The sequence below is a fragment of the Myxococcus sp. AB025B genome (assembly GCF_006518215.1).
GTDB lineage: Bacteria > Myxococcota > Myxococcia > Myxococcales > Myxococcaceae > Myxococcus > Myxococcus fulvus.
Genome location: NZ_SRLW01000147.1, coordinates 1 through 24,604 on the forward strand (window position 1 = coordinate 1; position 24,604 = coordinate 24,604).

General features: G+C 70.8%; 17 protein-coding genes. 8 read left to right on the forward strand and 9 right to left on the reverse strand.

Annotated elements, in window-relative coordinates; translation table 11 throughout:
- Positions 1-98 precede the first annotated feature (98 nt).
- Genes FL311_RS23635 through FL311_RS23645 form a run of 3 tightly spaced genes read left to right on the forward strand, consistent with a single transcriptional unit; the run spans position 99 to position 3,144 of the window.
- Positions 99-584 (forward strand): RNA polymerase sigma factor, encoded by a 486-nt coding sequence (locus FL311_RS23635; RefSeq protein ID WP_141328153.1) that lies wholly within the window; start codon positions 99-101, stop codon positions 582-584.
- Positions 581-1,330 (forward strand): DUF4384 domain-containing protein, encoded by a 750-nt coding sequence (locus FL311_RS23640; protein WP_141328155.1) that lies wholly within the window; start codon positions 581-583, stop codon positions 1,328-1,330. Before FL311_RS23635 ends, FL311_RS23640 begins: the two co-directional genes overlap by 4 nt.
- Positions 1,330-3,144 (forward strand): caspase family protein, encoded by a 1,815-nt coding sequence (locus tag FL311_RS23645; RefSeq protein WP_228557024.1) that lies wholly within the window; start codon positions 1,330-1,332, stop codon positions 3,142-3,144. Before FL311_RS23640 ends, FL311_RS23645 begins: the two co-directional genes overlap by 1 nt.
- A gap of 88 nt (positions 3,145-3,232) precedes the next feature.
- Here FL311_RS23645 and FL311_RS23650 read toward each other — a convergent pair whose 3' ends face one another.
- From FL311_RS23650 to FL311_RS23670, 5 genes are all read right to left on the reverse strand, one after another.
- Positions 3,233-5,065 (reverse strand): penicillin-insensitive murein endopeptidase, encoded by a 1,833-nt coding sequence (locus FL311_RS23650; protein ID WP_141328159.1) that lies wholly within the window; start codon positions 5,063-5,065, stop codon positions 3,233-3,235.
- Between the two features lie 234 nt (positions 5,066-5,299).
- On the reverse strand, positions 5,300-6,025 hold the full coding sequence (gene deoD, locus FL311_RS23655) for a purine-nucleoside phosphorylase (protein ID WP_141328160.1): 726 nt from the start codon (positions 6,023-6,025) through the stop codon (positions 5,300-5,302).
- Between the two features lie 22 nt (positions 6,026-6,047).
- Entirely contained in the window at positions 6,048-9,977 is a 3,930-nt protein-coding gene (locus FL311_RS23660; RefSeq protein WP_141328162.1) for a hypothetical protein, read from the reverse strand.
- Between the two features lie 30 nt (positions 9,978-10,007).
- Positions 10,008-10,409 carry a TonB family protein gene (locus tag FL311_RS23665; RefSeq protein WP_141328164.1) on the reverse strand — a complete coding sequence of 134 codons (402 nt, stop codon included), beginning with the start codon at positions 10,407-10,409 and terminating at the stop codon, positions 10,008-10,010.
- 313 nt (positions 10,410-10,722) lie between these two features.
- Positions 10,723-11,634, reverse strand: coding sequence for a hypothetical protein (locus tag FL311_RS23670; RefSeq protein ID WP_153882702.1), 912 nt, complete (start codon positions 11,632-11,634; stop codon positions 10,723-10,725).
- 253 nt (positions 11,635-11,887) lie between these two features.
- Here FL311_RS23670 and FL311_RS23675 point away from each other — a divergent pair, with 253 nt between their 5' ends.
- Positions 11,888-12,559, forward strand: coding sequence for an abortive infection system antitoxin AbiGi family protein (locus FL311_RS23675; protein WP_223785097.1), 672 nt, complete (start codon positions 11,888-11,890; stop codon positions 12,557-12,559).
- 6 nt (positions 12,560-12,565) lie between these two features.
- Here FL311_RS23675 and FL311_RS23680 read toward each other — a convergent pair whose 3' ends face one another.
- Together FL311_RS23680 and FL311_RS23685 are read right to left on the reverse strand one after the other, a co-directional pair.
- Positions 12,566-13,867 (reverse strand): hypothetical protein, encoded by a 1,302-nt coding sequence (locus FL311_RS23680; protein ID WP_194869343.1) that lies wholly within the window; start codon positions 13,865-13,867, stop codon positions 12,566-12,568.
- Between the two features lie 2 nt (positions 13,868-13,869).
- Entirely contained in the window at positions 13,870-16,629 is a 2,760-nt protein-coding gene (locus tag FL311_RS23685; RefSeq protein ID WP_141328168.1) for a TonB-dependent receptor, read from the reverse strand.
- Between the two features lie 273 nt (positions 16,630-16,902).
- On the opposite strand from FL311_RS23685, the gene FL311_RS23690 reads away from it, so the two are divergent.
- From FL311_RS23690 to FL311_RS23700, 3 genes are all read left to right on the forward strand, one after another.
- Entirely contained in the window at positions 16,903-18,228 is a 1,326-nt protein-coding gene (locus tag FL311_RS23690; RefSeq protein ID WP_141328170.1) for an AAA family ATPase, read from the forward strand.
- Positions 18,203-18,943, forward strand: a complete 741-nt coding sequence (locus tag FL311_RS23695; protein WP_141328172.1) for a hypothetical protein — start codon at positions 18,203-18,205, stop codon at positions 18,941-18,943. The genes FL311_RS23690 and FL311_RS23695 overlap by 26 nt, the downstream gene beginning before the upstream one ends.
- A 195-nt stretch (positions 18,944-19,138) precedes the next feature.
- Complete coding sequence (locus tag FL311_RS23700) at positions 19,139-20,809, forward strand: CotH kinase family protein (protein WP_141328178.1); 1,671 nt, start codon at positions 19,139-19,141, stop codon at positions 20,807-20,809.
- A 24-nt stretch (positions 20,810-20,833) separates the two neighbouring features.
- On the opposite strand, the gene asnS is transcribed toward FL311_RS23700, so the two are convergent.
- Positions 20,834-22,234: an asparagine--tRNA ligase gene (gene asnS / locus FL311_RS23705; protein ID WP_141328174.1), complete on the reverse strand. Its 1,401-nt coding sequence runs from the start codon at positions 22,232-22,234 to the stop codon at positions 20,834-20,836.
- A 261-nt stretch (positions 22,235-22,495) separates the two neighbouring features.
- Here asnS and FL311_RS23710 point away from each other — a divergent pair, with 261 nt between their 5' ends.
- The gene (locus FL311_RS23710; RefSeq protein ID WP_141328176.1) at positions 22,496-23,524 is read left to right on the forward strand and encodes a kinetoplast-associated protein; all 1,029 of its coding nucleotides are present in this window, start codon (positions 22,496-22,498) and stop codon (positions 23,522-23,524) included.
- A gap of 80 nt (positions 23,525-23,604) precedes the next feature.
- Here FL311_RS23710 and FL311_RS23715 read toward each other — a convergent pair.
- Positions 23,605-24,604: RCC1 domain-containing protein (locus FL311_RS23715; RefSeq protein ID WP_368668585.1), on the reverse strand; the 1,000-nt coding region annotated here is incomplete at its 5' end.

Below are 24,604 nucleotides of genomic sequence, written 5' to 3' on the forward strand. Positions count from 1 at the left end.
GGGCGACCCCGTGGTACCACACCGGCCGCGTCCGGAGGGGCCCTTGCGCAATCCGCCCACCCCCGGTGTTGGTAGGGAGGCCGGATCGCGAAACCACCATGTCCGAAGACCGTCTCCACACGCTGTACCGCACCTACGGGCCCTCCCTGTACGCCCGCTGTCGCCAGATCCTGGGCGATGACGCCGCCGCGGCCGACGCGGCGCAGGAGACCTTCCTCCGGCTGCACCGCCAGCTGGACCGCGCCCCGGATGCCCAGCACGCCCTCGCGTGGATCTACCGCGTGGCCACCAACTACTGCCTCAACCAGGCCCGAGACAGGCGCCGCCGCGCGGTGCCCGTGGAGGAGCTGCCCGACGTGCCCGGCGTCGACAGCGAGCGCCTGCTGGAAGACCGGGACCTCGCCCGCCGCCTCATCACCACCGCGCCCCCCAAGGTGGCCGAGGTCGCCTGGCTCCACCTCGCCGACGGGATGACGCAGGAAGAGGTGGCCCAGCTCCTCGGAATCTCCCGTCGCACCGTCGTCAACCGGCTCGCAGACTTCCACCGGCACGCCCACGCGCTCGCCGGGAGGCCCCCCTCATGAACGCCCCCCCTCACGTCTCCAGCCTCAAGCTGGAGGCCCTCGCGATGGACGCGCTTCCCCCTCCGGAGCGCGCCACCACGCAGGCCCACCTGGACACCTGTCTCACCTGTCGCGCCCGCTCCGAGGAGCTCGCCTCCCACCGCCGGCACTTCACCGCCCACGTGCTCCCCCGCGCCCAGCTCCCCTCCCCGCGCGAGATGCCCTGGAGCAACTGGCGCTGGTGGGCTCCCGCGCTCGCGCTGGCCTCGGCGGTGGTGCTGCTGTTCGCGCTGGTCGCGGTGCCCTCACCCCAGGAGCCCGAGCTCGCGGTGAAGGGCGGCGCGATGCTCCAGCTCTTCGCCCACCGGGGCGAGCGGACGTGGAAGGTGGAGGAAGGCGAGGCCCTGGCCCCAGGTGATCAGGTGCGCTTCGTCGTGGAGGGGCTGGGCCTGCCCTACGTGCTGGTGGTGTCGGTGGATGGCGCCGGACAGGTGAACACCTACTACCCCTTCGGTGGACATGAGAGCGTGCAGTTGCCGTCGCGGGGGTTGCCGGTGGAGATTCCGGGGAGCGTGGTGCTCGACAACGCCCCGGGACCCGAGCGACTGTTCGCGCTGTTCTCCCGCCAGCCCTTGTCGTTCGAGTCGGTCGCGCCGGCGCTGCGCGAGCTCTCCACCGGAGGCGCGGAAGTCATCCGGGACCGCAGGCGGTTGCCGGTCGCCGCGGGAGCACAAGCCACCTTCCTCTTCGAGAAGACCCAGCCGTGATGACCTCTCTGCGCTGCCTCGTCGTCGCCGCGGTGCTGTGCGCGTCCCTGCCCGTCGAGGCGGGGACCCGACGCATCGCCGTGTTGGTGGGCCACAACGTGGGCAGCGGGGAGCGGCCGCCCCTGCGCTACGCGGAGGCCGACGCCACGAAGCTCGCGGGCGTGCTGTCGGAGCTGGGGGACGTGGCGCCCTCGGACCTCATCATCCTGAAGGGTCAGGGGCTGGCGCCGGTGCGGTACGCGCTGGACGAGGCGGCTCGCAAGGTCGAGGCCCTGCGCCGTCAGCCGGACACGCGCGTGGTGCTGTTGTTCTATTTCTCCGGACACTCGGACGGCGTGGCGCTGGAGCTGGGCACGGAGCGGCTGCTGTACTCGGAGCTGCGGCGCTGGCTGGACGCGACGCGCGCGGACGTGCGCCTGGCCATCGTCGACAGCTGCCGCAGCGGCGCCCTGCTGCGCTTCAAGGGAGGCCGCCCGGGTCCCTCGTTCGAGCTGCGGCTGACGGATGAGGTGCACAGCACCGGGCACGCGCTGCTGACGTCCAGCGCGGAGGACGAGCTGGCGCTGGAGTCGCGGGAGGTGGGCGGCTCGCTCTTCACGCACCATCTGGTGTCGGGGCTGCGCGGCGCGGCGGACTCGTCCGGAGACGGGCTGGTGACGTTGGCGGAGGTGTATCAATACGCGTATGCGCACACCGTCTCGTCCACCGCGGACGTGCTGACGGGCGCGCAGCATCCGGCGTACGACTACCGGCTGACGGGCAAGGGCGAGCTGGTGCTCACGCAGCTTCCGAGCCCGGGCACGGCGTTGGAGCTGCCGTCGGACTTCGAGCGCGCGCTGCTGTTGAAGCCGGGGCGAGGACAGGTGCTCGCGGAGCTGGGGCCGGGCGCGGTGCCTCGGCTGGCCGTGCCTCCGGGCGAGTACGAGCTGCGAGCGTGGCGCGCGGGACGGCAGCACGTGGGCGCGGTGAACGCCGCGGCCGGACAGGTCCGCAAGGTGCGCTGGGACGACCTGAAGCTGGCGCCGCCATCGCCCACCCTCGCCGGCCTCAAGGGGAGCCATCCGGTGCCCATCTCCCGGAAGGTGGTCATCGCGTCACCGGAGGAGTGGCAGTGGCTGGAGCCGACGCCGGAGGAGACGCAGGCCCCACCCGAGGAGGCTCCGCCGCCGGAGCCGGACCCGACCCAGGAGCCGAGGCCCTGGGGCGCGGTGGAGCAACGTGTCGCCGCCGCCGCGCTGACCGAGAATCAGAACGCCCCCGAGCCCCTCGTGGCCCGCTCTCCCGAGCCGGTCACCGAGGGGCGCACGCTTGATTCGGCCCGCGCGTCTGCGCCGCTGGAGATTTCGCCGTATGTGCCCGCGACGCCCGGGGACCGGGAGCTGACGTTGACGGCGGGGATGCGCCACACGGTGGTGGACCCCGCGGGCGCGCTGCTGGCGTTCCGCGCGGAGCTGTCCAAGGCGCTGCAGGGACTGACGTTCGCGCTGGAGGTGGGCCAGGGGCCGCACGAGGAGAACCGTGAGTTCACCACGGGCCTGACCGTGGGCTATGCGCTCAAGAAGCGCTACCGCTACACGGAGCTGGCGCTGGGCGTCGAGGCGGGGCTGCAGGTGGTGGTGCAGACGGGGGACGGAGACTCGGGCTGGACGATGGGCCCGTCGGCCGCGCCCGTCGCGTCGTTCGCGCTGTACGTGGTGCCGCAGATGGCCGTGACGGTGGGCGGGCGCCTGCCGGTGGTCGTCGTCCGGCTGGACGAGCGGACCCAGTGGAAGTTCATCCCCGCCGCGGACGTGGGGCTGCGGATTCCGTTCTAGCGGAGACTGTCGGTCGCGAGTTGGCGACTCGAGCAGGGCTCACGTGGGGCCACGGCACTGGCCCCACGTCGAGGCACCTCGAACCGGCTCAGCGTCCGTGCGTGATTCCCACGGACGCACCTTCGGACGGCTCGCGCGCGGACGAAGGCATCACCGTCGGCCTCGGAGCGGCGGCGCCCGCGGGGGCCACCACGGCCCGAGCCGGCTCGACCGAGGCCGCGTTCATCGGCGTGACACCGGCCTGCACGGCGGCGGCGCTGTTCACGGACTCGGCACCCGCCTGCACCGCGGCGTTCACTGGCGTGCCCACCACCTGCACGGCGGCATCGCTCACGGACGCGGCACCGGCCTGCACGGCGGCGGCATTGCTCACGGACGCGGCACCGACCTGCACGGCGGCGCTATTCACGGACGCAGCACCGGCCTGCACGGCGGCGGCATTGCTCACGGACGCGGCACCGACCTGCACGGCGGCGCTGCTCACGGACGCAGCACCGGCCTGCACGGCGGCGGCATTGCTCACGGACGCGGCACCGGCCTGCACGGCGGCGCTGCTCACGGACGCGGCACCGGCCTGCACGGCGGCGCTGCTCACGGACGCGGCACCGGCCTGCACGGCGGCGCTGCTCACGGACGCGGCACCGGCCTGCACGGCGGCGGCCGCGTTCACCGACTCGGCGCCCACCGCCGCGGGCTGCGCGGACTCGGTGGACTTCGCCACCTGCGTGCCCGGCGCCGGAGCCGGCACGGGCTTCGCGCAACCCGTCACGGCCTTCGCCTCGGTCGCCGCCACCGCGCCCACCGACGCGACCAGCGGGGCCTTCGGCTCGGGCGGCAGCATGCGCGGCGGCAACACGAAGGGCGGCGGCACGGGGCAGTGCGTGCACGGCCCTCGCAGCGGCACCGCCAGGCGCTGACCGGCGCGCAGGAAGCTGCCCTTCATCCGGTTCGCCTTGCGAATCAGCGCCACCGACGAGTTGTACCGAAGCGCGATGCCCCCCAACGTGTCACCCGAGCGGATCCGGTGCGTCGTCACGTTGTGCTCGGGCTGCAGCGACAGCAACGGCTGCACCCGGCGCCCCAGCTCCTGCGCCTTCGGGTTGTGGAAGCGCAGGTGGAAGTGGTCCCGGTGCCGACGCGCGTGCCGGATGATGCCCGCCGGGTGGAACAACGAATCCAGCCAGGCCTTGTCCTCACCCACCGACAGCGCGTAGTCGTACAGGACCTTCTGCACGCGCTTGTCCACGAGGATGAGCTGGATGTCCGTCTTCGTCACCACCGCGCGGATGAACGCCCAGTTGAGCGGCACGTTGATGTACTTCTCGCGCTCGCGCTCACGGATGGGGTCCACCGTCGGGTAGTAGAAGCCGACGTCCACGTCGCGGCCGTTCTGGTGGCTCTTGTGCGGGCGCTTGTAGCCCCCCTCCTTGTTGCTGATGCCGTTGACGCGGATGGGCGGCGCCTCCGGGAAGCGCGAGCGCACCTCCCGAATCGCGGTGATGAGGTAGTCGATGCTCTCCTGCGTGCCCCAGGCGATCTCGGGCTGCACCACCAGCCAGTCGGCGCCCTCCCCCTTCGGGAACTGCACCGAGTTCACCAGCCGGCCACTGTGCGCGAAGCCCACCGCCATGGAGCCCAGCGACGCGATGTCGTCCTTCCAGCGCCGCGCCAGCTCCTCGTCGGAGATGTCCGCCGTGTACAGCGGCCCCGTGGGCACCTCGCCGCCCACCACCGGCGTCTCACCCTCGCCGTCGTCGCCCTCCCCCTCGCCGGCCTCCGCCGTCTCGTCCTCGCCCTCCAGGTCTTCCGCGGACAAGGAGCAGCCCTCGGCCGGAGCCTCCGCGGCGACGGGCACGGCGGCTGTCTCGACGGCGACCGGCGACGGCACGGGCACCGGCGGCGCCTCCTGACTTCCCTGCATCAGTCCTTCTGAACGCACGGAGGCCAGGGCGGACTCGCCGCCAGAGTGGGGAACCACGCGCCCGGCACAGCCGGCGCAGACCAGAAGGAGCCAAAGGGGGTAACGCACCGGGGCGAAGGATGGCCCGAGATTCGTTCGAGCACAAAGCCCCTCCCCGGATTTTTTGGCGCCCTCCCGGACCCGGGGGCCACCTGGAGTGGCCCCCACCACACTTGCCGAGCAGGAAGGGAGGCGTCAGGGAGCCGGCGGCGGGACCTTGAGCGCGACGTCGAGCGCCAGTTCGATCATCTCGTCGAACGTCGTCTGCCGGTCCTGGGGCGACAGGTGCTCCCCGGTCTGCAGGTGGTCCGACACCGTCAGCAGGCCCAGCGCGCGCGCACCGAACTCGGCCGCCACGCCGTACAGGCCCGCGACCTCCATCTCGATGGCGAGCACACCCATGCGCACCAGCGCGGCGTTGAGCTGCTCCTGGGGGTGGTAGAACAGGTCGGAGGTGAAGACGGAGCCCGCACGCACCGGCTTGTTGCGACGCTCGGCCGCCTCCACGGCCCAGCGAGCGAGCTCGAAGTCCGCCACGGCCGCGAAGTCATGGTCCAACAGCCGCATCCGGTTCACCTTGGAGTCGGTGCCCGCGCCGGTGGCCACGATGACGTCGCGCAGCTTCACGTCCGGACGCAGCGCGCCGCAGCTGCCCACGCGGATGAGCGTGCGGGCGCCGTACACCTTGATGAGCTCCGTGGCGTAGATGGAGATGGAGGGCACCCCCATGCCGTGCCCCATCACCGACAGGCGACGGCCCTGATAGGTGCCGGTGAAGCCGAACATGTTGCGCACGGAGGTGACGCCCCGGGCGTCCTCCAGGAAGCGCTCGGAGATGTAGCGAGCCCGGAGGGGGTCACCGGGCATCAGCACCACGTCGGCGAAGTCGCCGGGTGCGGCGGAGATATGAGGAGTTGCCATGGGCGCGCACCATAGCCCGGGATTACCAACTTGAGCTGCCGAAACCCGAGCCGCTCCCCGAAGAGCCGCCTCCGTAGGAAGAGCTGGAGAAGCCGGAGCCGCTGCTCGACGAGGAGGACGAGGAGGACGAGGACCACGACGACGAAGAGGACGAGGAGGACGAGGACCACGACGATTCGCGGGAGCGCTCCTCCTCGCGGCGGCGCTCCTCCTCCGCCTCCACGATGGCGTCGGACGCGGCGCGGGAGGCCCTGCCCGCGGACTGCTCGGCCTCGACGTACAGCCCCCGGTCCAGCGAGCGCCGGGCCTCGTCGAGGTAGGAGCCCCCGGGCCGCCCCCGCCACGAGCTCGCCTGGAGCACCAGCTCGGCGGCGCCCGAGATGGCGTTGGCGGCCTGCTCGGCGGAGCGCAGCTCTCCGCGCAGGTCCGCCGTCCTGCGGGCCGCGTCGGAGGCGATGCGTCCGGCCAGCGTGTCGACGGCCGCCCAGTCGTTGTGGGGCTTGCCGAACTCCGCCTGGGCCTTGGACAGGTCCTTGCCCAGGGACAGGAGGGCATTGACCGCCACCACCGTCGCCCGGCTGTCGGCGATGCCGTCGTTGGCGGCCTGGCGGATCCACACGTCCGCCGCGGACACGGCCCGCTCCGCCGACGCCAGGCTGTCCTGGGCCTGCGCGTGCTGGGCCCTGTCCCGGGCGACGGACTGGCGCACCTGCTCCAATGACAGACACGCCGCGGCGAGCTTCTCACCGGCGGCGAACGGGTCCGCGGGCCGCGCCTCCGTGGTCTGCACGGCCGCCTGGAGGAGCCCCTGGGCCGCGTCCCGAGCCTTCACGGTGGACCGCATCACCCGGGCGTCGGAGACATCGGCGGTGCAGGCCGCGAGCAGGCCCCGGGCGGCCAGGAGGGCCCCAGCGTTGTGCTCCTCCGCGGCCTGGAGTCGCCGCGCCTTCTCGTCGACCTCCAGCAGGCGGGCATGGATGAGCGCATGGAGGCGCTCCACCTGGCCCAGCAGGTCCGCGGAGGCGAGCAGCCGCGCCTCGGCGAAGGCCAGCTCCGCGGCCTTGAGCTTCTTCGCGGCGTCGAGGCGGTGCCGGCCGACCTCCGTCAGGTTGTCCTGGACGGTGCCATTGGCCTCGGGGTGCACGGGGTCCTCGGGGCGAAGGAGCAGCGCGGTGGGACGGTAGCGCTTCAGCAGCGACTCGAGCAGCACGGTGCCCTCCGCCACCCGCGTCTCCAGTCGCCGGGCTTCTTCACGACAAGCATCCCGCCGGGAGGCGAAGGTCTTCCGGGCCTGGCGACTGCTCGCGATGATGGCGCGAACCTCGTCCACGCGGGCGAGCACGGCGTCCAGCGCCTCGCGCGCCGTCTCCAGCCGGCCCTCGGCGAGCGCCTCGCGCCCCGTGGCCAGCAGGTTCGTTCCAACCGAGTGCCGGTCCGTCGGATTCGACTCCGGCTCGTTCAAGAGCGCCGACGCGGGCTTGTCCAGCTCACGCCCCAGCGCCTCGCGCGCGGACGCCGTCTCCTTCTGCGCGCGGCCGAGCTCGTCCTGTGCGCGCGCCGCGAGCTTCACCAGCTCGGAGGTCTGCGCCGCCTGGCCGGCCAGGGCCGTGAAGGACCGCGCCAGCACCGCGACCGAGTCCCCCGCGGGAGCCTGGAGCAGCGCCTGCGCCACCTTCTCCGTCGCCTCGCCCCGAGCCGCGAGCGCCTCCTCCAGCCACCGACGCGACAGGCCCGCCTTCACCAGCGCCGCCCCCGCGCGCTCCACCGCGGGAGCCACCTGCCCCACGGCCGACGCCATTACCGCCACGAGCGCCTCGGCGTCCTCCAGACGCCGTCCGCCCTCCGTCAGCGGTCCCTCCACCGCGGCCATCGGGTCCTTGGCCAGCAGCGGGCGCGCGGCCGCGACGAGCGACTCCAGCGACGGCACCACGAGCGCGACCACCTGCTTCACCCGGAGCACCTCCGCCCCGGGCGTCAGGGAGCGCAGCCGGGCGCAGAACGTCTCCAGCGCGTTCACCGCGTCCAGCGCGACCTGGGGGACACCTTCGAGGGCCTCCACGAGCCGCAGCCCCCGCTCCGCGTGGGAGTTGAACGCCTCCAGCAGGTCCAGGAACGAGAGCGAGAACGGCTGATAGCTCTTCACGTCTCCGATGAGCCGCTGGGCGTGCGAGCGCGGCCCGCGCAGGACGCCTTCCACGCCTTCATCCGGGTGGAAGACGATGGGCGCGTCGCGCAGCAGCTCGGTGACCTTCTCGTAGCGCGAGGTGCCCAGGTGCGCGCCCAGCCCGTTCAACGGGCCCGAACCCGCGAGCAGGTCCTCGGCCCGGTGCAGCACCCGCGCGGCGGCCGTCACCAGCAGGAAGAGCTCGTCGACATTGGACGCGAGCTGCTGTCCCCGCTCGCGCGTGAGGCCCTCGAAGCGCCGCGCGATGTCGTCGCGGGACTTGCCCGCCACCAGGTGCGTGCGCTCCAGCAGGTCGAACAGCGCCTGGGTCTTCTCGTCGACGACGGTGCGGAAGCGCTCGTGTTGTTCGATGGCCGTGCGTCGGCTCGCGTTGCGACGACGGCGCGCCAGCACGCCCGCGAGCAGCAGCCCCGCGCCACCCGCCGTGGCCCCCGTGTCCCGCATCCGCCGGGCCTTCTGTGCCTTCTGCGTCTCCCGCTCCGCCCGCCGGAGCGCCTCTTCGCTCTCGTCCATCGCGTAGCGATGCAGCTGCGAGCGGGACTCGAACGTCTCGCGGGCCTTCTGCTGCGCGGCCCTCGCCCTCGTGAGCGCGTCCTGGACGGCCTCCGCGGTCGGCAGCGCCTCGAGGGCCTTGAGCGCCTCGTCGAGCTCCACGAGCCGGCGCTCGTCCTTCTCGGCGGACGTCAGGGCCTCGGCGACCTTCACGCGAGCGGACTCGGCGGCGACGAGCGCGTCGCGATGGGACGGCGACATGTCGCGGACCGCGGCGTTGGCATTCTCGACCGCCGCGTCCAGCGCCTCCAGTTGCGGCTTCGCGAAGCCGGCGTAACGGTGCCCGGGCAGGCTCTCCAGCGCGGCCTCCAGGACCTTCAATCGGTCGCTCGCGAGCCGATGGGACTCCATCGCCGCGCGCAGCCCCTCCAGGTCCGCGCGCAGCCCGTCATACAGGGACGTCGCCTTGGCGAGGTCCGCCTTCTCCGGCGGCGTGAGCAGCGCGAGCGCCTGGAGGAGCGTCTTGCCCGCGGCCTGGAAGTCGACGGCGGCCGCGGACAATCCCGGCGGTATCGCCGACCTGAAGACCGAGGCGCGACGCTCCTCGAGCCCGGGGAGCTCCTTCTGGAGCGCCACGAGACTCGCCTTCAACGCCTCGATGCGACGGGTCCGCTCGAGCTCCTCCCTGTCCAGGGCGGCGCGCAGCTGGGTCTCGATGGAGTCGACGGTGTTCTTCACCGCGTCGATAAGGCGGCCGCCGTTGCGCATGGCCTCGACGGCGCGGGCGTCCAGCGAGCCCGCCCAGCGGTCCTCGCCCAGCCGGCGCTGGTCCTTGGTCTCCGAGGCGAAGTACGACAAGCGGCGCTCCGCCAGGGAGATCAACAGCACGGTGCCATCGGGCTCCCTCGTCCGGGGGTTCTTCAGCGCGCCGAAGCCCGTCCGGTTCGACAGGCCCTTGCCCAGCGCGTGCAGCGCGGCGTCGATGTCGCGGAAGGCCGTCCCCTCGGCGTCGACGTAGCGCTCCCCTTCCGCGTCCGACATCAACACCACGGTCCAGCGCGGCGCTTCCTCCGTGAGCCACGCCTCCAGGTCCTCGAGCTGGTCGTCGGTGACGCCGACGTCCCCCTTCACGTAGAGGTGCTGGGATTCCTTCCAGGCGCCGATGACGCTGGTCGCGCTCGTGACGCGGCGAGGCGCTCGGGCCGCCTCGACGGGCGGGGCGGCCAGCAGGAACAGGACGACCAGGAAGGCGAAGCGCGGCAACCCGAGGGTCATCGATGGCTCCGATGCGACGCGGCCGGATGTTCAAGGAGAGGCGGTCCACTCGACGTGGAAGTGGGCATCCAACGTCGGCAGTACATAGTCCGCCGGTAGCGGCGCGAAAGGCGCGGCCTTCTGAACGGCCGACAGCGCGGCGGCGTCCCAGGCCCTGGAACCGGACTCCACGCCCACGACCGCCGAGACGAGCTTGCCGTCCCGTCCAATCACCGCCTGGACCACCGCCTTGCGCCCCACGGCGGGCACGCTCTTGCGTCCTGGCTGCTTCCACTTGCCGGCGACCTGCGCGTAGACCTTCTGCTGGTAGGCGACGTTCGTGAGGTCGGGCTGGAAGAAGGCCTGCAACCGGGGACCCGCGGCGGCGAGCGCCAGGGGCGCGACGACCAGCGTGAACAGGGCCACCAGCGACAGCGAGCGGGAGCGGAGCATGGCGGACCATCGTAGTCGCCACCGAGCGTCGCCGCACAAGGGGCTTCCTCCGGGCCTCCGCGACTCGCCCGGGCGCCTTCTGGGATGGCGCGTCAGGGCAAGCCCATCGGTGCCGCGCCCGATCATCGACGGAGGTGCCATGCCGAGACTGCCTCGCGGAGCAAGCGCCGCGCCTCACCCGGCATCAACGTGGCCGCCGGAGCTGGCCTCTCCGCCGAGGCGCCGAGCCGCATCCGCCCCTCGACGTCGCCACCGAGTCTTCCTCGCGGCGGCGGACTCATCCCCCGCGCGACGCGGGGACGAAGCCCGTGAGTCAACGCCAGCGCTTCAGGGTGAGCGCGGTGAGCATGAGCGCGCCGCCCGCCCCCGCCACGACGGCGAACGGCCGACGCAGGTGCTCCGACAACGCGGAGAGCACGCCCAGCGTCACGTCCCGGCTCGCGGCCCGTAGCGCGGAGCCCGGGTGTGCATCCCGCACCACCCCGCCCTGCCGCCGCAGCTCCTCCGACGCTCCTCTCACCGTCGCCGCCGCCGTGCGCTCGGCCATCGCCGCCACGGCTCCGCCCAGATCCGTCCCCTCCCGCCGGGCCTTCAGCTCCAGCTCCAACTGCTCCACCACCGAGTGGACGAACCGCCGGCCCGCTCGCTCCAGCACCTCGTCGAGCCGCTCGGACCGTGCCTCCAACGCCTGGCTCAATCCCTCGATGAGCCCCTGCCCCGCGCGTGACGCCAGCTGCGCGGCCATGGGAGCCACCAGGTCCATGTCGTGCTCCAGCTCCTTCACCGCGCCCCGCACCGCGCCGGTCGCCATCGTCCGGGCCCGGGCGCCGGGCTTGCGCAGCTCCCTGCGGCGCAGCGCCTCCGTCTCCGCGGTGCGCTCGAGCCACCCGTTCATCCGCTCCACCAGCTCACGCGACAGCAGGTCCACGCCCGGCATCGAGCGCCGCAGCTCCTCCACCGCGCCCCGGACCGCGCTCTCCGCGAGCGTGTGCGTCCAGGCACCTGGCGCATGCTCGTTCGCCTCGTGCACCGTGCGAGCCAGCAGGAGCACCGTGTCCTGGATGAGCTCCTTCAGGGTGCCGTCGAGCGCCGGCAGCTCTTCGTGCAGCCCCTCGGTGGCGCCGCTCACCGCGCCGCTCGCCAGCCCGTGGGCGGCCAGCCGCTCCAGAGACAACGCGAGACGCCGCACCCGCTCCACTGGCGACAACCATCCTCCGTTGCGCATCGCTCGCTCTCCCGCTGACCGCTCCGTCGGCCACGTGCCTGGGAACGATTGCGATGCACGCCGCTGCCCGACACCCCGAGCAGGCGACGAGGGCGGCGCACGGAGGTCCCCACCCATCGCGCATCGCCGGCAGGAGGGCAGACAGGCCTCTGGGAGACAGCTGCACCCGGGTTGCGCGCACCACCCCGCTCCGGAACAGTACCGCGGGGGTAGGACGATGCTGGGCTATCAGGCGAATGCACAATGGCGGGACATGTCTGACTTCGTGGTGCACTTCACGAAGCCGGGCGCGCCATTCCATGACGCCTACCAGAACATGATGAACATCCTGGGCACGCGCACGCTCATCCCCGGAGCCCAGGGCTTCGGGCTCGCGCGCAAGGAGCCCCAGGTCGCGGAGCGTCACCGCGCGGTGTGCTTCAGCGAAATCCCCCTGGACCAGCTCGCCCGGCTCGTCCAGCGCCGCAGCCTGTACGGCATCGGCTTCCGCAAGAGCTTCATCCTCTCCCAGGGTGGCGGCCCCGTCTGGTACGTCCAGTACGCATCGCCCGCGCACCTGTCCCTCAAGCACCAGGTGGACCAGGCCCTGGCGGCTCCGGACTCCAGGGCGCATCCCCTGTGGTCCATGACGCCCTTCGTGGACATCCAGGGTGACTCCCACAACGCGCCCTACAACTACCGCTTCGACTGGGAGCGGGAGTGGCGCGTCCCTGGACTGTTGCGCTTCACCGAGTACGACGTGGCGGTGCTCTTCCTCCCGGAGGAGCTGCACGCGACGGCGCGCGGCTTCTTCGAGTGGGCCGTGCGCGAGAAGGCGGGCCCCGGCTACTTCTGCCCGTGCCTGGACCCGCTGTGGAACGCGCCGCGAATCGCCGAGGCGCTGGAGAAGCACGCGGAGGACTCCGCGCGCCTGCGTGCTGGCTAGGCCCGGCTACTCGAACACGGACAGCTCGCCCAGGGCCTGTATCTCTCCGGAGACCTGCGCCTCACCCGCGTGGTCGAAGCTCGCCGGTCGCAGCCGGACGTAGCGCACCGGTCCCACCGGCTCCAGCGGGCCCTCCAGGAAGTGCGGTCCCTGGGACCAGGAGAACCGCCCGTCGAAGGGGCTGTCCCACTGCGTCTGCTCGTTGTAGGCGCGCGGCCCCCTGCGGTTCAGGGGCGGCGGGACATAGTCCTTCGCGAAGTTGCGCAGCACGCCCATCCGCGTCCACTGCTCGGCGTCCAGGCTCCCCTCCACCACGAAGCCCAGGAAGTTGCCTTCCGCGCCGCGCACCACCGCGTGACGCAGGCTCCGAGGCTCCTCGAGCGTGAGCGTCAAGGCATCCACCGGCTTGAGGCCCAGCGCGACGCGCTCCAGCCTCCCGTCCGTCCAGGGACAGGCGCCCCTCGGAGGAGCGGGCTGGCACGTCGCGCCGCGGCTCACGGGCCGGAGCCCCGCGGGCGGCAGCGGAAGCTCCTCCGTCCGCCAGTCCACCCGGAAGACCAGCGGGCTGTGCTTGCCTCCCAGCGGGTAGAACATGAACTCGCCCAGGGAGTGGGCCCGCAGCATGACGGCGGGCTGGGCGAAGTCCTCCAGCACGAAGCGATTGGCGACCCACCCGGACGACGCCGCCCACACCCGGAACAGGGGCTGGCCGCCATCGACGATGAAGAGCGCGGGCTCCGGTGTGGTGGGCAGGTTCGGGATGACGTTTTGATGCTCATCCGACGTCATCGCGTACTCGCCAGTGAGCGGCGGCACTGGCACTGGAGGAAGCGCGCCGAAGCTCACGATGGAGCCTTCCATCCCCGGAGAGATGGCGAGCTGTGAATCCCAGATGCGCAGCGTGGGCAGCTCCACGTCGTCATGGAAGACGAAGGACGCGAAGACACCCGCGCCCGTCTCGTCCCGCCACTGCGCCCGGAAGCGGAAGGGCTGGTGCAGGTCCGGGTCCGGCGAGTTGGCCGACTGCACGTCGCCGTAGCGCATCTCCAGGAAGAAGTCGCCGTAGCCGTCGGTGACGCCTTCTCCGGAGTGGATGAACTCCGGCATGACGTACTCCACGTTCGCCTCGCCACGCGGCTCGTAGTGGGCCGTCCTCGCATAGGGCACCACGCCGTCGGTGACGGACGAGCCGTCGCGCCGCTCCAATCGGCCGTACACGAAGATGGGGTCGTCCTGGAGCCGGTCACACCCTGGAGCGAGCAGTAGCATCGCGGCGGACAATCCCAGACTCGGAAGAGATGGGCGCATCTTCAGTAGCTCCCCTTCAGGCCGAACATCGGCAGGATGACGGGCAACCCCATCGCGTTGCGTTGCAGCTTGCCGGCCTTGCGCTTGTACTCGTAGGCGAACACCTCCTGCTGCAGCGAGAGGTTGAGGATGTCCAGGTACGCCTCGACGTTGAACTCCTCGTAGGCCCAGGCCTTGGCGACGCGGAAGTCCACGCGGAAGAACGCCGGCAGACGCTCCACGCGGTCCGCGTCCTGGCGCACCCACAGTCGGTAGCCATCATGCGTGCGCGACTCGCGCTGGGTGACGGAGGAGACCTCGCCGGACTCTGGCCTGCCCGTGTTGAAGTGCAGCACCGAGCCCACCGTCCAGTTGTCGCCGAACTTGTAGCTGACGGCGGCGTTGAAGACGTGGGCCTGCTCGAAGGCGAAGGGCAGCTCTCCCTCCGCGACCTCCCGGATGCTGTTGTCATCGTTGTAGCGCGCGAAGCGGCGGTGGCGCTTGCTCTGCAGGAAGCTGTACGTCACCCAGCCGAACCAGTCGCGGCCGAGCGGGTGGCGGACCATCAGGTCCAACCCATACGCGTACCCACGGGCCTTCGGGTCCGCGTACGGCTGGCCCCGGCGCTTGCGGTTCTCGAGGACGTCCATCACCTCGAACTCCACCGTGCGGAACAGCGGGTTGAAGTAGATGTCCCCCGACAGCTCCAGCCCCGAGCCGAGCTTCCACTCCGCGCCCACGTCGAACTGGGCGCCCTCCTGGACACCGTGGTTCAGGCCCGACACGTCCATGGCCGGCAGGTGGAGCAGCACGGTGGGCGGCTGGTGGTAGAGCCCGGCGCCGCCCTTGAGGGTGAGCGTGGACGTCAGCGTGTGGCGCACCGCCAGGCGCGGCTCGAGGACGACGTGCTGGATGCCGGGGACCAGGTGATAGCCATCCACGCGCAGGCCGGGTGACACCAGCCACTTCTCCGCGGGACGCCACGTCGCGCCGGCGAACACGCCCGTGAAGGTGGCGAGCGCGGAGGGCTGCTTGAGCGGATGGGCATCATCCTGGGGACGCCAGCCCGGGGGCCTTGCGGAGCCGGTGATGCCGGTGGCCACGCGGCGGTGCTCCACGTCCGCGCCCACGTGGAACGCGAGGGTCTTGGACAGCTCGCGCTTCCAACCGGTGCGCGCGGAGAACGTGAGCTGGTCCAGGCCGTACCGGCCAGCGAGGACCTCCTCCGGCCCCCGCTCCTCGCGGAGGATGATGCGCCGGTAGCCGAGCAGCGCCACCTCGTCGAGGCCCACCGTGAAGCCGAGCTCCGCCTCGCCGCCTGCGAGGGGATGGGTGCCGCGCAGGTCCACGCGGTGGAAGCGCGAGACGATGGTGGCGCCCATGCTGTCCTCGTAGCCGGCGGTGGCCTCGCCCGCGTCGTCGGAGCTGCCCAGCGCGAGCAGGCGCAGCCGTCCGGCGCCGACCTTCTGTTCGATGCGGGCCTGGTAGTCCCAGAAGGCCGCGTGGATGGGGTTGTCCTCCTCGTCGTTGAAGATGGCGTAGGCCAGGGGGATGAGCAGCCCGGTGTAGCTGTAGCGGCCCGACACGGTGAGGGAGGTGCCGGTGCTGTCGAAGGGGACCTCGACGAAGCCGCCCGCGTTGAGGAGGTCCGCGTACGCGGCGAAGTGCGGACGGTCCTCGCGCGGCTTGCTCAGCCGGCCCTCCACGGCGCCGCCCAGGAGCCGTCCGTACTGGACGGGCGGTGTGCCGGGATGGAAGTCGATGGTGTCGATGAACTCGGGGTGCACCACCGCGGGGCCGAGCAGCAGGTGGTACAGCATGGGCACGCGCACGCCGTCGATGTAGTAGCCGGTGGCGGCGGGCTGACCGCCTCGCACCACGGGATAGCCCAGGCCCGAGGCGACGCTGGCCACGCCCGGCATGAGCATGATGACCTTGAATGGGTCGCCTTGCGTGCCGGGCACCTCGCGCAGCTCCTGCTCCTGCAAGGTGATGCGGGAGACCTCGGTGCGCGGGCGCGTGTCACGGACCACCGTCTCGTACGGGCTCACGCGGGCGGGCTGGAGGCGGTAGATGACGTCGAGCGTCTGGCCCGACGTGAGGGACTCCTCGAAGGTACCGGGCTGATGGCCGGGGGCGCGCACGCGGAGCGAGTGGGTGCCCGGGGGCAGCTCGAGTTCGAAGCGGCCTTCCAGGTCGGTGATGGCGACGGGCTCCTCGCCGTCCGCGAGGAACAGGGCGGCGTCCACGAGCGGCTCGCGGGTGCCTCGGGCGCGGACCTCGCCACGCAGGCGGGACTGGGTGAAGCGCAGCGGAGCTGGAGGCTCGAAGTGGTAGGCGTATGGCAGGCGCACCGACACGGCGCGGTCGCCGAGCATCGCCGGGGTGAAGCGCAGTCCCCGCGCGGCCTGGATGGCGGCCTCGTTGAGCTGGGGGTGCGTGGCGGGCTTCTCCACGGTGACCTCGGCCACGGCGCCCTGCTCGTCGATGCGCAGGAGCAGGCCGACGTCACTGGGGGCACCTTGCAGCCCTTCGGGCCAGGAGACGGGGGACTCGGTCAGCAGACGAGGCGTCAGCAGGGAGACGGCGCCGCCATCCGGAGTCAGGCCCAGGCGCGTGGCGTCCTCCGCGGCGATGGTGGTCCCCGCGTCCGTGGCCTGGACATCGATTTCGACGGCGCGGGCCTCGCCACCGGCGGTGGGGAGCGCTTGAGCCCAGGAGGCCAGCGGCACCCAGAGGATGCAGAGCAGCAGTGCGAGGGAGGGACGGGGGGAGTCCTTCATGGGAGGGATACGTGGGCAGCCCCCTGCCCTGGCTGGAGCATTCCCACCCAGCGGCACATCCTTGCCCGGCGCAACTGTCCACCCGTGTCGCTGGCTCCACGGCACGGCGCAAACTCTTGCCGCCATCCAGGAACGCGTCTTGACACGTCTCAGCAAGCTCCGTCGGGCCACTCCTCGGAGACCAAGGCCTACTCATCGAGCGTGTGGAGGCAACGCTCGGCGCTGCGTCGGTCCGAAGGGCCGTGCTACGGTGCGCGCCCTCCCGAGGAGCCGATGCACATCCAAAGACTTGAGCTGAAGAACTTCCGTGGGTTCGAGGACTTCGGGCTCGATCTCCACCCAGAGTTCACGCTCCTGCTGGGGCGCAACGGGGCGGGAAAGACAGCGGTGCTGGAAGCGCTCGCGGTCGCCATCGGCGAATGGTTCACGGGACTGCGTCAGGTAGCGGGCCAATCCCGCTACCTGAGAGACGATGACGTCCGCCAGGTCGGGCATATGTCCGAAGGGGTGCCTTCCATCGAGCAGGTCTACCCGGTCGAGGTCACGGCTCACGGGACAGTCGTCGACGGGCAGGCGGTCACCTGGACCCGGCACATCCTCGCGCGAAGCAAGAAGTCGCGGTCCACCGGCGGAACTCCCGTGAGCCAGCGAGCCGAGGCCATGGAAGCAGCCGTCATCCGTGGCGAAGACGTCGACCTGCCGGTCATCAGCTTCTACGGCACCGCTCGGCTCTGGCTGAAGAAGCAAGATCGAAAAGGCTCCGCGGTGACCTCGCGCCTACAGGGCTACCACGCGAGCCTGGAGCCCGCCTCGTCGACCTGGCAGTTCGAGGCGTGGATGCAATGGCGGGAGCAGGCGCGCATCGAGCGCGTGGCCTCGGCACTTCAGGCGGGGCAGGATGTCTCGGCGGTGCATGAGCCCCAACTCGAGGCGGTACAGCACGCAGCAGCCGCCTGCCTTCCAAGCGCGAAGAAGCTCTACTTCAGCCTGAATACCCAGTCGGTGATGGTGGACCTCGAGGACGGCCGCACCCTGCCCTTCCATCTCCTGTCTGACGGCTACCGAAACCTCGTTGCGCTCGCGGCCGACCTCGCTTGGCGATGCGCGCAACTCAACCCGCACCACGGAGTCAATGCCCCCAAGCTGGCACGAGGCATCGTGCTCATCGACGAAATCGACCTGCACCTGCACCCCCGCTGGCAGCGGCGTGTCATCGGGGATTTGAGGAAGACCTTCCCCGGCGTGCAGTTCGTGGCGACGACCCACTCGCCCCAGGTGCTCTCGACAGCGGAGGATGCTTGGGTCCGGTTGCTCGTCTCTGGCGAGAAGGCGCCCCGGCCTGTCTCGCACGTGAAGGGGAAGGACACGAATGCGCTGCTCGAGGACATCTTCGATGAGCCATCACGGCCCCAGGAGATGCAGGGCGCTCTCGACAGACTGGCTGAGTTCATCGATGGCTCGAAGCTGATGGAGGCCAGGGCTCTCCTGAACACCCTGCGAGCCCAGCTTGGCGCCGATGACACGGACATCGTGCGTGCGGAGTGGGCGGTGCGAGACCTCGAGGATGATCTCAGTGCTGAAGATCACGAAGAGTCCTGAACCCTCGCGCCTCGCAGAGGCACGTGCGCAGTACGAAGAAACGTACGGCACGGTGGACGACAATGCCTGGACCTCGCTGGACGGACAGTGCAAGCAGGCGATGCGCGAGCAAGCCTGGGACGAACAGGGCGGGCTCTGTGCGTACTGCATGTCGCCGCTCACGGGCACGCACGCAGCAGACTCCAGGCAGCCCCAATCAGGTGGGATGAAGCTGGAGCATTTCGAGGCGAGGAATGCCGCCGGCCATCGCACGCTCGACTGGGACAACCTGCTCGGCGTGTGCCCTGGAATCATCGTCGGGCGCTCCTTTGCCGGAGCTGGAACCCGTGACGAAGGCACTGCGCATTGCGACACGTATCGGGGAAATCTGCCCACAGCGCAGCAGCCCCTCTCCTACAGCCCGGCCAGGATGCCGCCGGATGTCGGTGAGCACTACCGCTACGACAAGGTCCGAGGGGAGATCCTCAGCGACGACGAGAATGCCACCAAGGACATCTCGCGCTTGAATCTCAACGTCGCAAGACTCAAACGCAATCGCATGGCCGTGATTGACGAGATCCGTCAGCAACTGGAAAAGGACGACAGTCCCTCACGGCTGAAGGTGCTCCACCAGCACTACGCGCGGAGGGATGCAGACGGGCGGCTCCGGCCCTACGCGGGCGTCGGCCTCTGGTACCTCAAGCGCAAGCTCCGCCGCCATGGAGTGAGTCCTTGAAGAGCCCCGCCTGAATGCGCACGGCGGCGCTCGCCCTAAGTCCACCGGACGACACACGTCCGTGGCAGGGGGCCTGTCAGCGCTCCTCCGGATGCCTATTCCTTCGAGTCCGACGGGGTTGGCGGGAGGCGGAGGAGCAACACGGTGGCCCGGAAAAGCGTGTCGAGCGTCGTACTGGCGTGTGTCGTGAGTCTGATGGTGGCCTGCGGGGGCGACAGTCCCCCTGGTCCCGAGGGTCAGCCGCCCGACCGGGCGCCCTCGGGTGACCCCGATGCGGGTCCCCCCACCGGACAGCCCGGCCCCGATGCGGGCGTGCCCGACGCCGGCGAGCCTCCTCCTCCGGACGCGGGCACACCCGACGCAGGCCCCGCCCCCACCGTCTGCGCCCCCACCGCGGGCGAGGCGAAGTGGGTCACCGAGGGACAACAGGTCACCGCCACCGTGACGTGCTCCACCGGCCACACCGGGGCCGCCGTGCGCTTCACCGTGGACAACCTGCCCACCGGCGCCACCTTCGACGAGGCCACCGCCACGCTGCGCTGGACGACCGGCAAGGACCAGGCGGCCGTGTGGAATCTCGTGCTGCGCGAGCGCTCCACCAACGAGACGGGCACCCTCAAGGTCGGCGTCGCCGAGAACAACGGCGGCCCGGGCAACGTGGCCATCGTCGACCCCTCGAAGTACACCGAGGAGTACGGCCTGCCCGTCTTCCACCTCACCTACGAGCCGCCCCTCACCTCGGGCAGCTACAAGGGCGCCAGGCTCATCTACCGGGGCCGCACCTACCAGGTGGAGGCCAAGTACCGCGGCGCCACCTCCGGCGCCTTCCCCAAGCGCAGCTTCACCTTCAAGTTCCCCGACGAGGACCTCTTCGATGAGACGGTCTACGGCGACGGCTTCGTCGACAAGAAGCGCATCGCGCTCGTCACCACCTTCAATGACAACTCGTACGTGCGCACCCGGCTCGCGTTCGACCTGTGGAGCCGCATCTCTCCCGACAACATCCGCGTGCGCACCTACAGCGCCGTGCTGTACGCCAACAACCGCTACCTCGGCCTCTACACCGTCGCGGACCTGCCCCACAAACGGCTGATGGCCGACCACGGCCTGGACAAGGACTCCGACCTGTTCAAGGCCGTGGAGAACGACGCCAACTTCTCCCGCGTCCGCCGCGACGGCACGCCCAAGGCCTCGCTGCGCGAGGGCTTCGAGAAGAAGGTCGGCGAGCCGGAGATGGGCCAGCCCCACGCCTGGGACACCCTGGAGGCCTTCATCGGCTTCGTCGCGGACTCCGATGACGCCACCTTCCGCGCCCAGTTCCCCCAGCGCGCCAGCCTCAAGGACTACGAGAACTGGTGGATCTTCAACACGCTCATCCACGGCACCGACTCGCACTCGAAGAACGCCTATCACGCGTATGACCCGAACACGCAGGGCCCCTGGCGCTTCATCCCCTGGGATCTGGACGCGAGCTTCGGGCAGAACTTCGACACCACGCGCACGTCGCCGACCACGCGCTCCAACTTCACCAACACCAACCGCATCTTCGCGCGCCTGCTCGCGGACCCGACGTTCTCCGGGCCCATGCGCGAGCGCTACCGCTCGCTCCTGAAGAACGAGGTGAAGCTGGAGACGGTGCTCGCCCTCATCGACGTCTACGAGCGCGAGACCTCCGCGGTGGCCAAGCGCGACTGGGCCAAGTGGGAGCTGGAGTACCGGGCCCTGGGCGCGCCCGGCACCGTGGGCGAGGGCAACTTCCCCAACTGGTACCAGCGCACCGACTTCAACACCTACGAGCAGGAGCTGGAGTATGTGCGCCAGTGGGTCCGCACCCGCTGGCCCGCCCTCCAGTCCCAGCTCCCCTGACACCCGTTCTCGGGCCGGCGCGGCCTAGAACTGCGCCGAGCCCGGCACGCGCGGGTACGGAATGGCGTCGCGGATGTTCTGCAGGCCGCACATGTAGACGATGAGCCGCTCGAACCCGAGCCCGAAGCCCGCGTGCGGCACCGTGCCGTAGCGGCGCAAATCGCGGTACCACTCGTAATGCGACGGCTCCAGGCCGAAGCGCTTCATGCGCGCATCCAGCACGTCCAGCCGCTCCTCGCGCTGGCTGCCGCCGATGATTTCGCCGATGCCCGGGGCCAGCACGTCCATGGCCGCCACCGTCTTCCCGTCCTCGTTGATGCGCATGTAGAAGGCCTTGATGGCCTCCGGGTAGTTCATCACGACGACGGGCCGGCCCACGTGCTCCTCGGACAGGTAGCGCTCGTGCTCCGTCTGCAGGTCCTTGCCCCACTCCGGCGCGTACTCGAACTTCTTCTTCGCCTTCTTGAGGATCTCAATCGCGTCCGTGTAGTCGATGCGCTCGAAGCTCGAGTGGATGAACTTCTCCAGCCGCTCCGTGACGCCCTTCTGCACGCGCTCCTCGAAGAACTTGAAGTCGGGGCCGCAGTCCTCCAGCACCGCCTTGAAGACATACTTGAGGAAGCGCTCGGCCAGGTCCGCGTCCGCGTTGAGGTCCGCGAACGCAATCTCCGGCTCGATCATCCAGAACTCGGCCAGGTGGCGCGTGGTGTTGGAGTTCTCCGCGCGGAACGTGGGGCCGAAGGTGTACACCTTCGACATGGCCATGGCGTAGGCCTCCACGTTGAGCTGGCCGGAGACGGTGAGGTACGCCTCCTTGCCGAAGAAGTCCTTGTGCCAGTCGATCTTCCCCTCGGGCGTGCGCGGCGGGTTGACGGCGTCCAGCGTGGACACTCGGAACATCTGCCCGGCGCCCTCCGCGTCGCTCGCGGTGATGATGGGCGTGTTGACCCAGAAGAAGCCCTCCTGGTCGAAGAAGCGGTGCACCGCCTGCGCCGCGCGGTGACGCACGCGCGTAATCGAGCTGAACGTGTTGGTGCGGACGCGCAGGTGCGCCACCTCGCGCAGGAACTCCAGCGTGTGCTGCTTGGGCTGGATGGGGTACGTGTCCGGGTCGTCCACCAGGCCCAGCACCTGGACCTCGTCCGCCTGGACCTCGAACGCCTGCCCCTTGCCCTGGGACTTCACCAGCGTGCCGCGGCAGACGACGGAGGCGCCCGCGGTGAGTCGGAGGATCTCCTTCTCGTAGTTGGGCAGCGAATTGGGCGCGACCACCTGGAGGGGGTCGAACACCGAGCCATCGCTCACGTTGACGAAGCTGATGCCCGCCTTCGAGTCGCGCCGGGTGCGCACCCAGCCACGGACCTCCACCTTCGTCCCTGCCTCCACCGCGCCGGCGAGGACCTGCTTCACACTGACGACCTGCATTGACGCTCTCCCTTGAGCGGAGTCTGGGCCGGGAGTTAGCCGGCCCCCGGCCCCGACCACAAGCCCGGCGTGGCTTCTTGGGGCCCCCAACAGCCCTTTCCCGGCCCCGGAAGCACGCCTGGAACCCGGCCAGCCGTGTCAGACCCTCCAGGTACTCTTTTCACATGGTCGCCCGAGAAGGGGGCCAGAAACCCCACGAAACCCTCACGCCATTCGCGAGCCAACGCGGCCCGCCTGGCCGTGCCCTACCTGGAGAGTCACATGGCTTCCACCCAGTCCAAGTCCCGCAAGTCCGCCTCCCGCAACCGCTCCTCGGAGTCCACCAAGGCGGCCTTCGAGGACCTGGCTCGCAAGGCGCGCAACAAGCCCGTCGTCCCGGCCAAGGAGCAGGAGGCCCGTGACGCGCACGCGCGCGGCGTGCTCGCGGACGTGTCCAACCTGTCGGCCGAGTCCGCGGTGAAGAAGGTCACCGAGGCGGGGCTCACCATCGGCAAGACGCTGGCGGGCATCAACGAGCAGGTCATCGCGCTGGTGGAGGAGATGAAGCAGCTGGACGAGGCCATCCGCCTGAAGACGGAGGAGCTGACGGAGCTGCATGGCAAGGACGTGGCGGCCAGCGCCGTGGACGTGCTGGTGGCCGAGTACGACGTGCGCAAGGCGAAGCTCCAGGAGGAGATGGAGCAACTCCAGAAGGACATCGCGGAGACGCGCGAGCGGGCGGCCTCGGAGCTGGCCACGGAGAAGGCGGCGGCGGAGCTTTCGCGCGCGCGCGCCGAGGAGCAGTACGCCTATGACGTGCAGGTGCAGCGCAAAAAGGAGCAGGACGCGTTCGCCGAGGGGCTGCGCGTGCAGGCCGCCTCGGAGAGGGACCGCAAGGAGAAGCTGGAGAAGGACTGGGCCGGCCGCGAGGAGCAGCTGAAGCTGCGGGAGAAGGAGCTGGAGGACCTGCGAAAGCAGGTGGCCGAGTTCCCCGCGCAGCTGAAGAAGGAGGCGGACACGGCGGCGGCGATTGCCGGCAACCGCGTCAAGGCGGACTGGGAGCTGAAGCTGACGCTCGCCAACAAGGACGCGGAGACGGCGCAGAAGGTGGCCAGCATGGAGATTGCGTCCCTCAAGGAGACCAGCACGAAGCAGGCCCAGGCCCTCCAGACGCTCCAGACGGAGCTGGCCGAGGCCAAGCGCCAGGTGCAGGCCATCGCGGAGAAGGCGCTCGAGTCCGCCTCCGGCGCTCGCGCCCTCGCCGAGGTGCAGGGCGTCATCGCCAGCCGCGAGTTCGGCAAGGCGAAGTAGCCCCGCCCCGCTCCCGCGTCCCACCCGGCCCGCTCGCGCTGGACTCACGCGAGCGGGCCGCCGTCCGCGCGGGGGGGGCGCTACCAGACCTGCACGGGCGCCTCGCGGAAGCCCGCCATGCCGGTGCCCAGCTGGCCCTGGCTGCCGTTGCCCCAGGCCCAGACGCCGCGGTCCGCGAGCACGGCGAGCGAGTGCTCCCCGCCGCCCGACACCGCCACCGCGCCGGTGAGCCCGAGCACCTGCGCGGGCAGCTTCTGCCAGTTCGACTTCACGCCGTTGCCCGTCTGGCCGTGCTGGTTGCGGCCCCAGCCCCAGACCTTGCCGCCGGTGGTCACCGCGAGGCTGTGGTGCTCGCCGGCGCCCACCGCGGTGACGCCCGTCAGGGTGTTCACCAGGATGGGCGCAAGCCGCCGCGTCTGGGTGTTGTCCCCCAGCTCGCCATAGGTGTTGGAGCCCCACGCCCAGAGCGTCGCGTCCGCCTTGAGCGCGAGCGCGTGCGTGCGCCCCGCCGCCACCGCGGTGACGCCCGTGAGGCCGGCGATCTCCACCGGCTCCAGCCTGCGCTGGGTGGAGCTGTCCCCCAGCTGTCCCAGGCCATTGGCGCCCCAGGACCACACCGTGCCGTCGTGCTTGAGCGCCAGCGAGAAGCCCTCGCCCGCGGCGATGGCCGCCACGCCCGACAGGTTCAGCACGCGCACGGGGAGCCGCCGGGACACCGTCGTCCCATCGCCGAGCTGGCCCTGGAGGTTGGAGCCCCAGGCCACCACCGTGCCGTCGCCATGCAGCGCCAGCGAGTGGCGGCCGCCCACCGCGATGGACAGCACGCCCGCGAGCGACTGCAGCTGCGCGGCCTGCGCGCGGGGCGTCGTCGTGCCATCCCCCAGTTCGCCCTCCAGGTTCGCGCCCCAGGCGTAGACGCGGCCATCCGTCTTCAGCGCGAGCGCGTGCCCGGGGCCCGCGGCGATGGCCGCCACGCCCGACAGGTTCAGCACGCGCACGGGGAGCCGCCGGGACACCGTCGTCCCATCGCCGAGCTGGCCCTGGAGGTTGGAGCCCCAGGCCACCACCGTGCCGTCGCCA

Coding starts and splice junctions, on each gene's coding strand:
- FL311_RS23660 (WP_141328162.1), bottom strand. CDS start 9,977: ATGACCCTCGGGTTGCCGCGCTTCGCCTTCCTGGTCGTCCTGTTCCTG.
- FL311_RS23670 (WP_153882702.1), bottom strand. CDS start 11,634: ATGCGCAACGGAGGATGGTTGTCGCCAGTGGAGCGGGTGCGGCGTCTC.
- FL311_RS23640 (WP_141328155.1), top strand. CDS start 581: ATGAACGCCCCCCCTCACGTCTCCAGCCTCAAGCTGGAGGCCCTCGCG.
- FL311_RS23635 (WP_141328153.1), top strand. CDS start 99: ATGTCCGAAGACCGTCTCCACACGCTGTACCGCACCTACGGGCCCTCC.
- FL311_RS23645 (WP_228557024.1), top strand. CDS start 1,330: ATGACCTCTCTGCGCTGCCTCGTCGTCGCCGCGGTGCTGTGCGCGTCC.
- FL311_RS23665 (WP_141328164.1), bottom strand. CDS start 10,409: ATGCTCCGCTCCCGCTCGCTGTCGCTGGTGGCCCTGTTCACGCTGGTC.
- FL311_RS23675 (WP_223785097.1), top strand. CDS start 11,888: ATGTCTGACTTCGTGGTGCACTTCACGAAGCCGGGCGCGCCATTCCAT.
- FL311_RS23680 (WP_194869343.1), bottom strand. CDS start 13,867: ATGCGCCCATCTCTTCCGAGTCTGGGATTGTCCGCCGCGATGCTACTG.
- FL311_RS23710 (WP_141328176.1), top strand. CDS start 22,496: ATGGCTTCCACCCAGTCCAAGTCCCGCAAGTCCGCCTCCCGCAACCGC.
- FL311_RS23700 (WP_141328178.1), top strand. CDS start 19,139: ATGGTGGCCTGCGGGGGCGACAGTCCCCCTGGTCCCGAGGGTCAGCCG.
- FL311_RS23650 (WP_141328159.1), bottom strand. CDS start 5,065: ATGCAGGGAAGTCAGGAGGCGCCGCCGGTGCCCGTGCCGTCGCCGGTC.
- FL311_RS23685 (WP_141328168.1), bottom strand. CDS start 16,629: ATGAAGGACTCCCCCCGTCCCTCCCTCGCACTGCTGCTCTGCATCCTC.
- asnS (WP_141328174.1), bottom strand. CDS start 22,234: ATGCAGGTCGTCAGTGTGAAGCAGGTCCTCGCCGGCGCGGTGGAGGCA.
- deoD (WP_141328160.1), bottom strand. CDS start 6,025: ATGGCAACTCCTCATATCTCCGCCGCACCCGGCGACTTCGCCGACGTG.
- FL311_RS23690 (WP_141328170.1), top strand. CDS start 16,903: ATGCACATCCAAAGACTTGAGCTGAAGAACTTCCGTGGGTTCGAGGAC.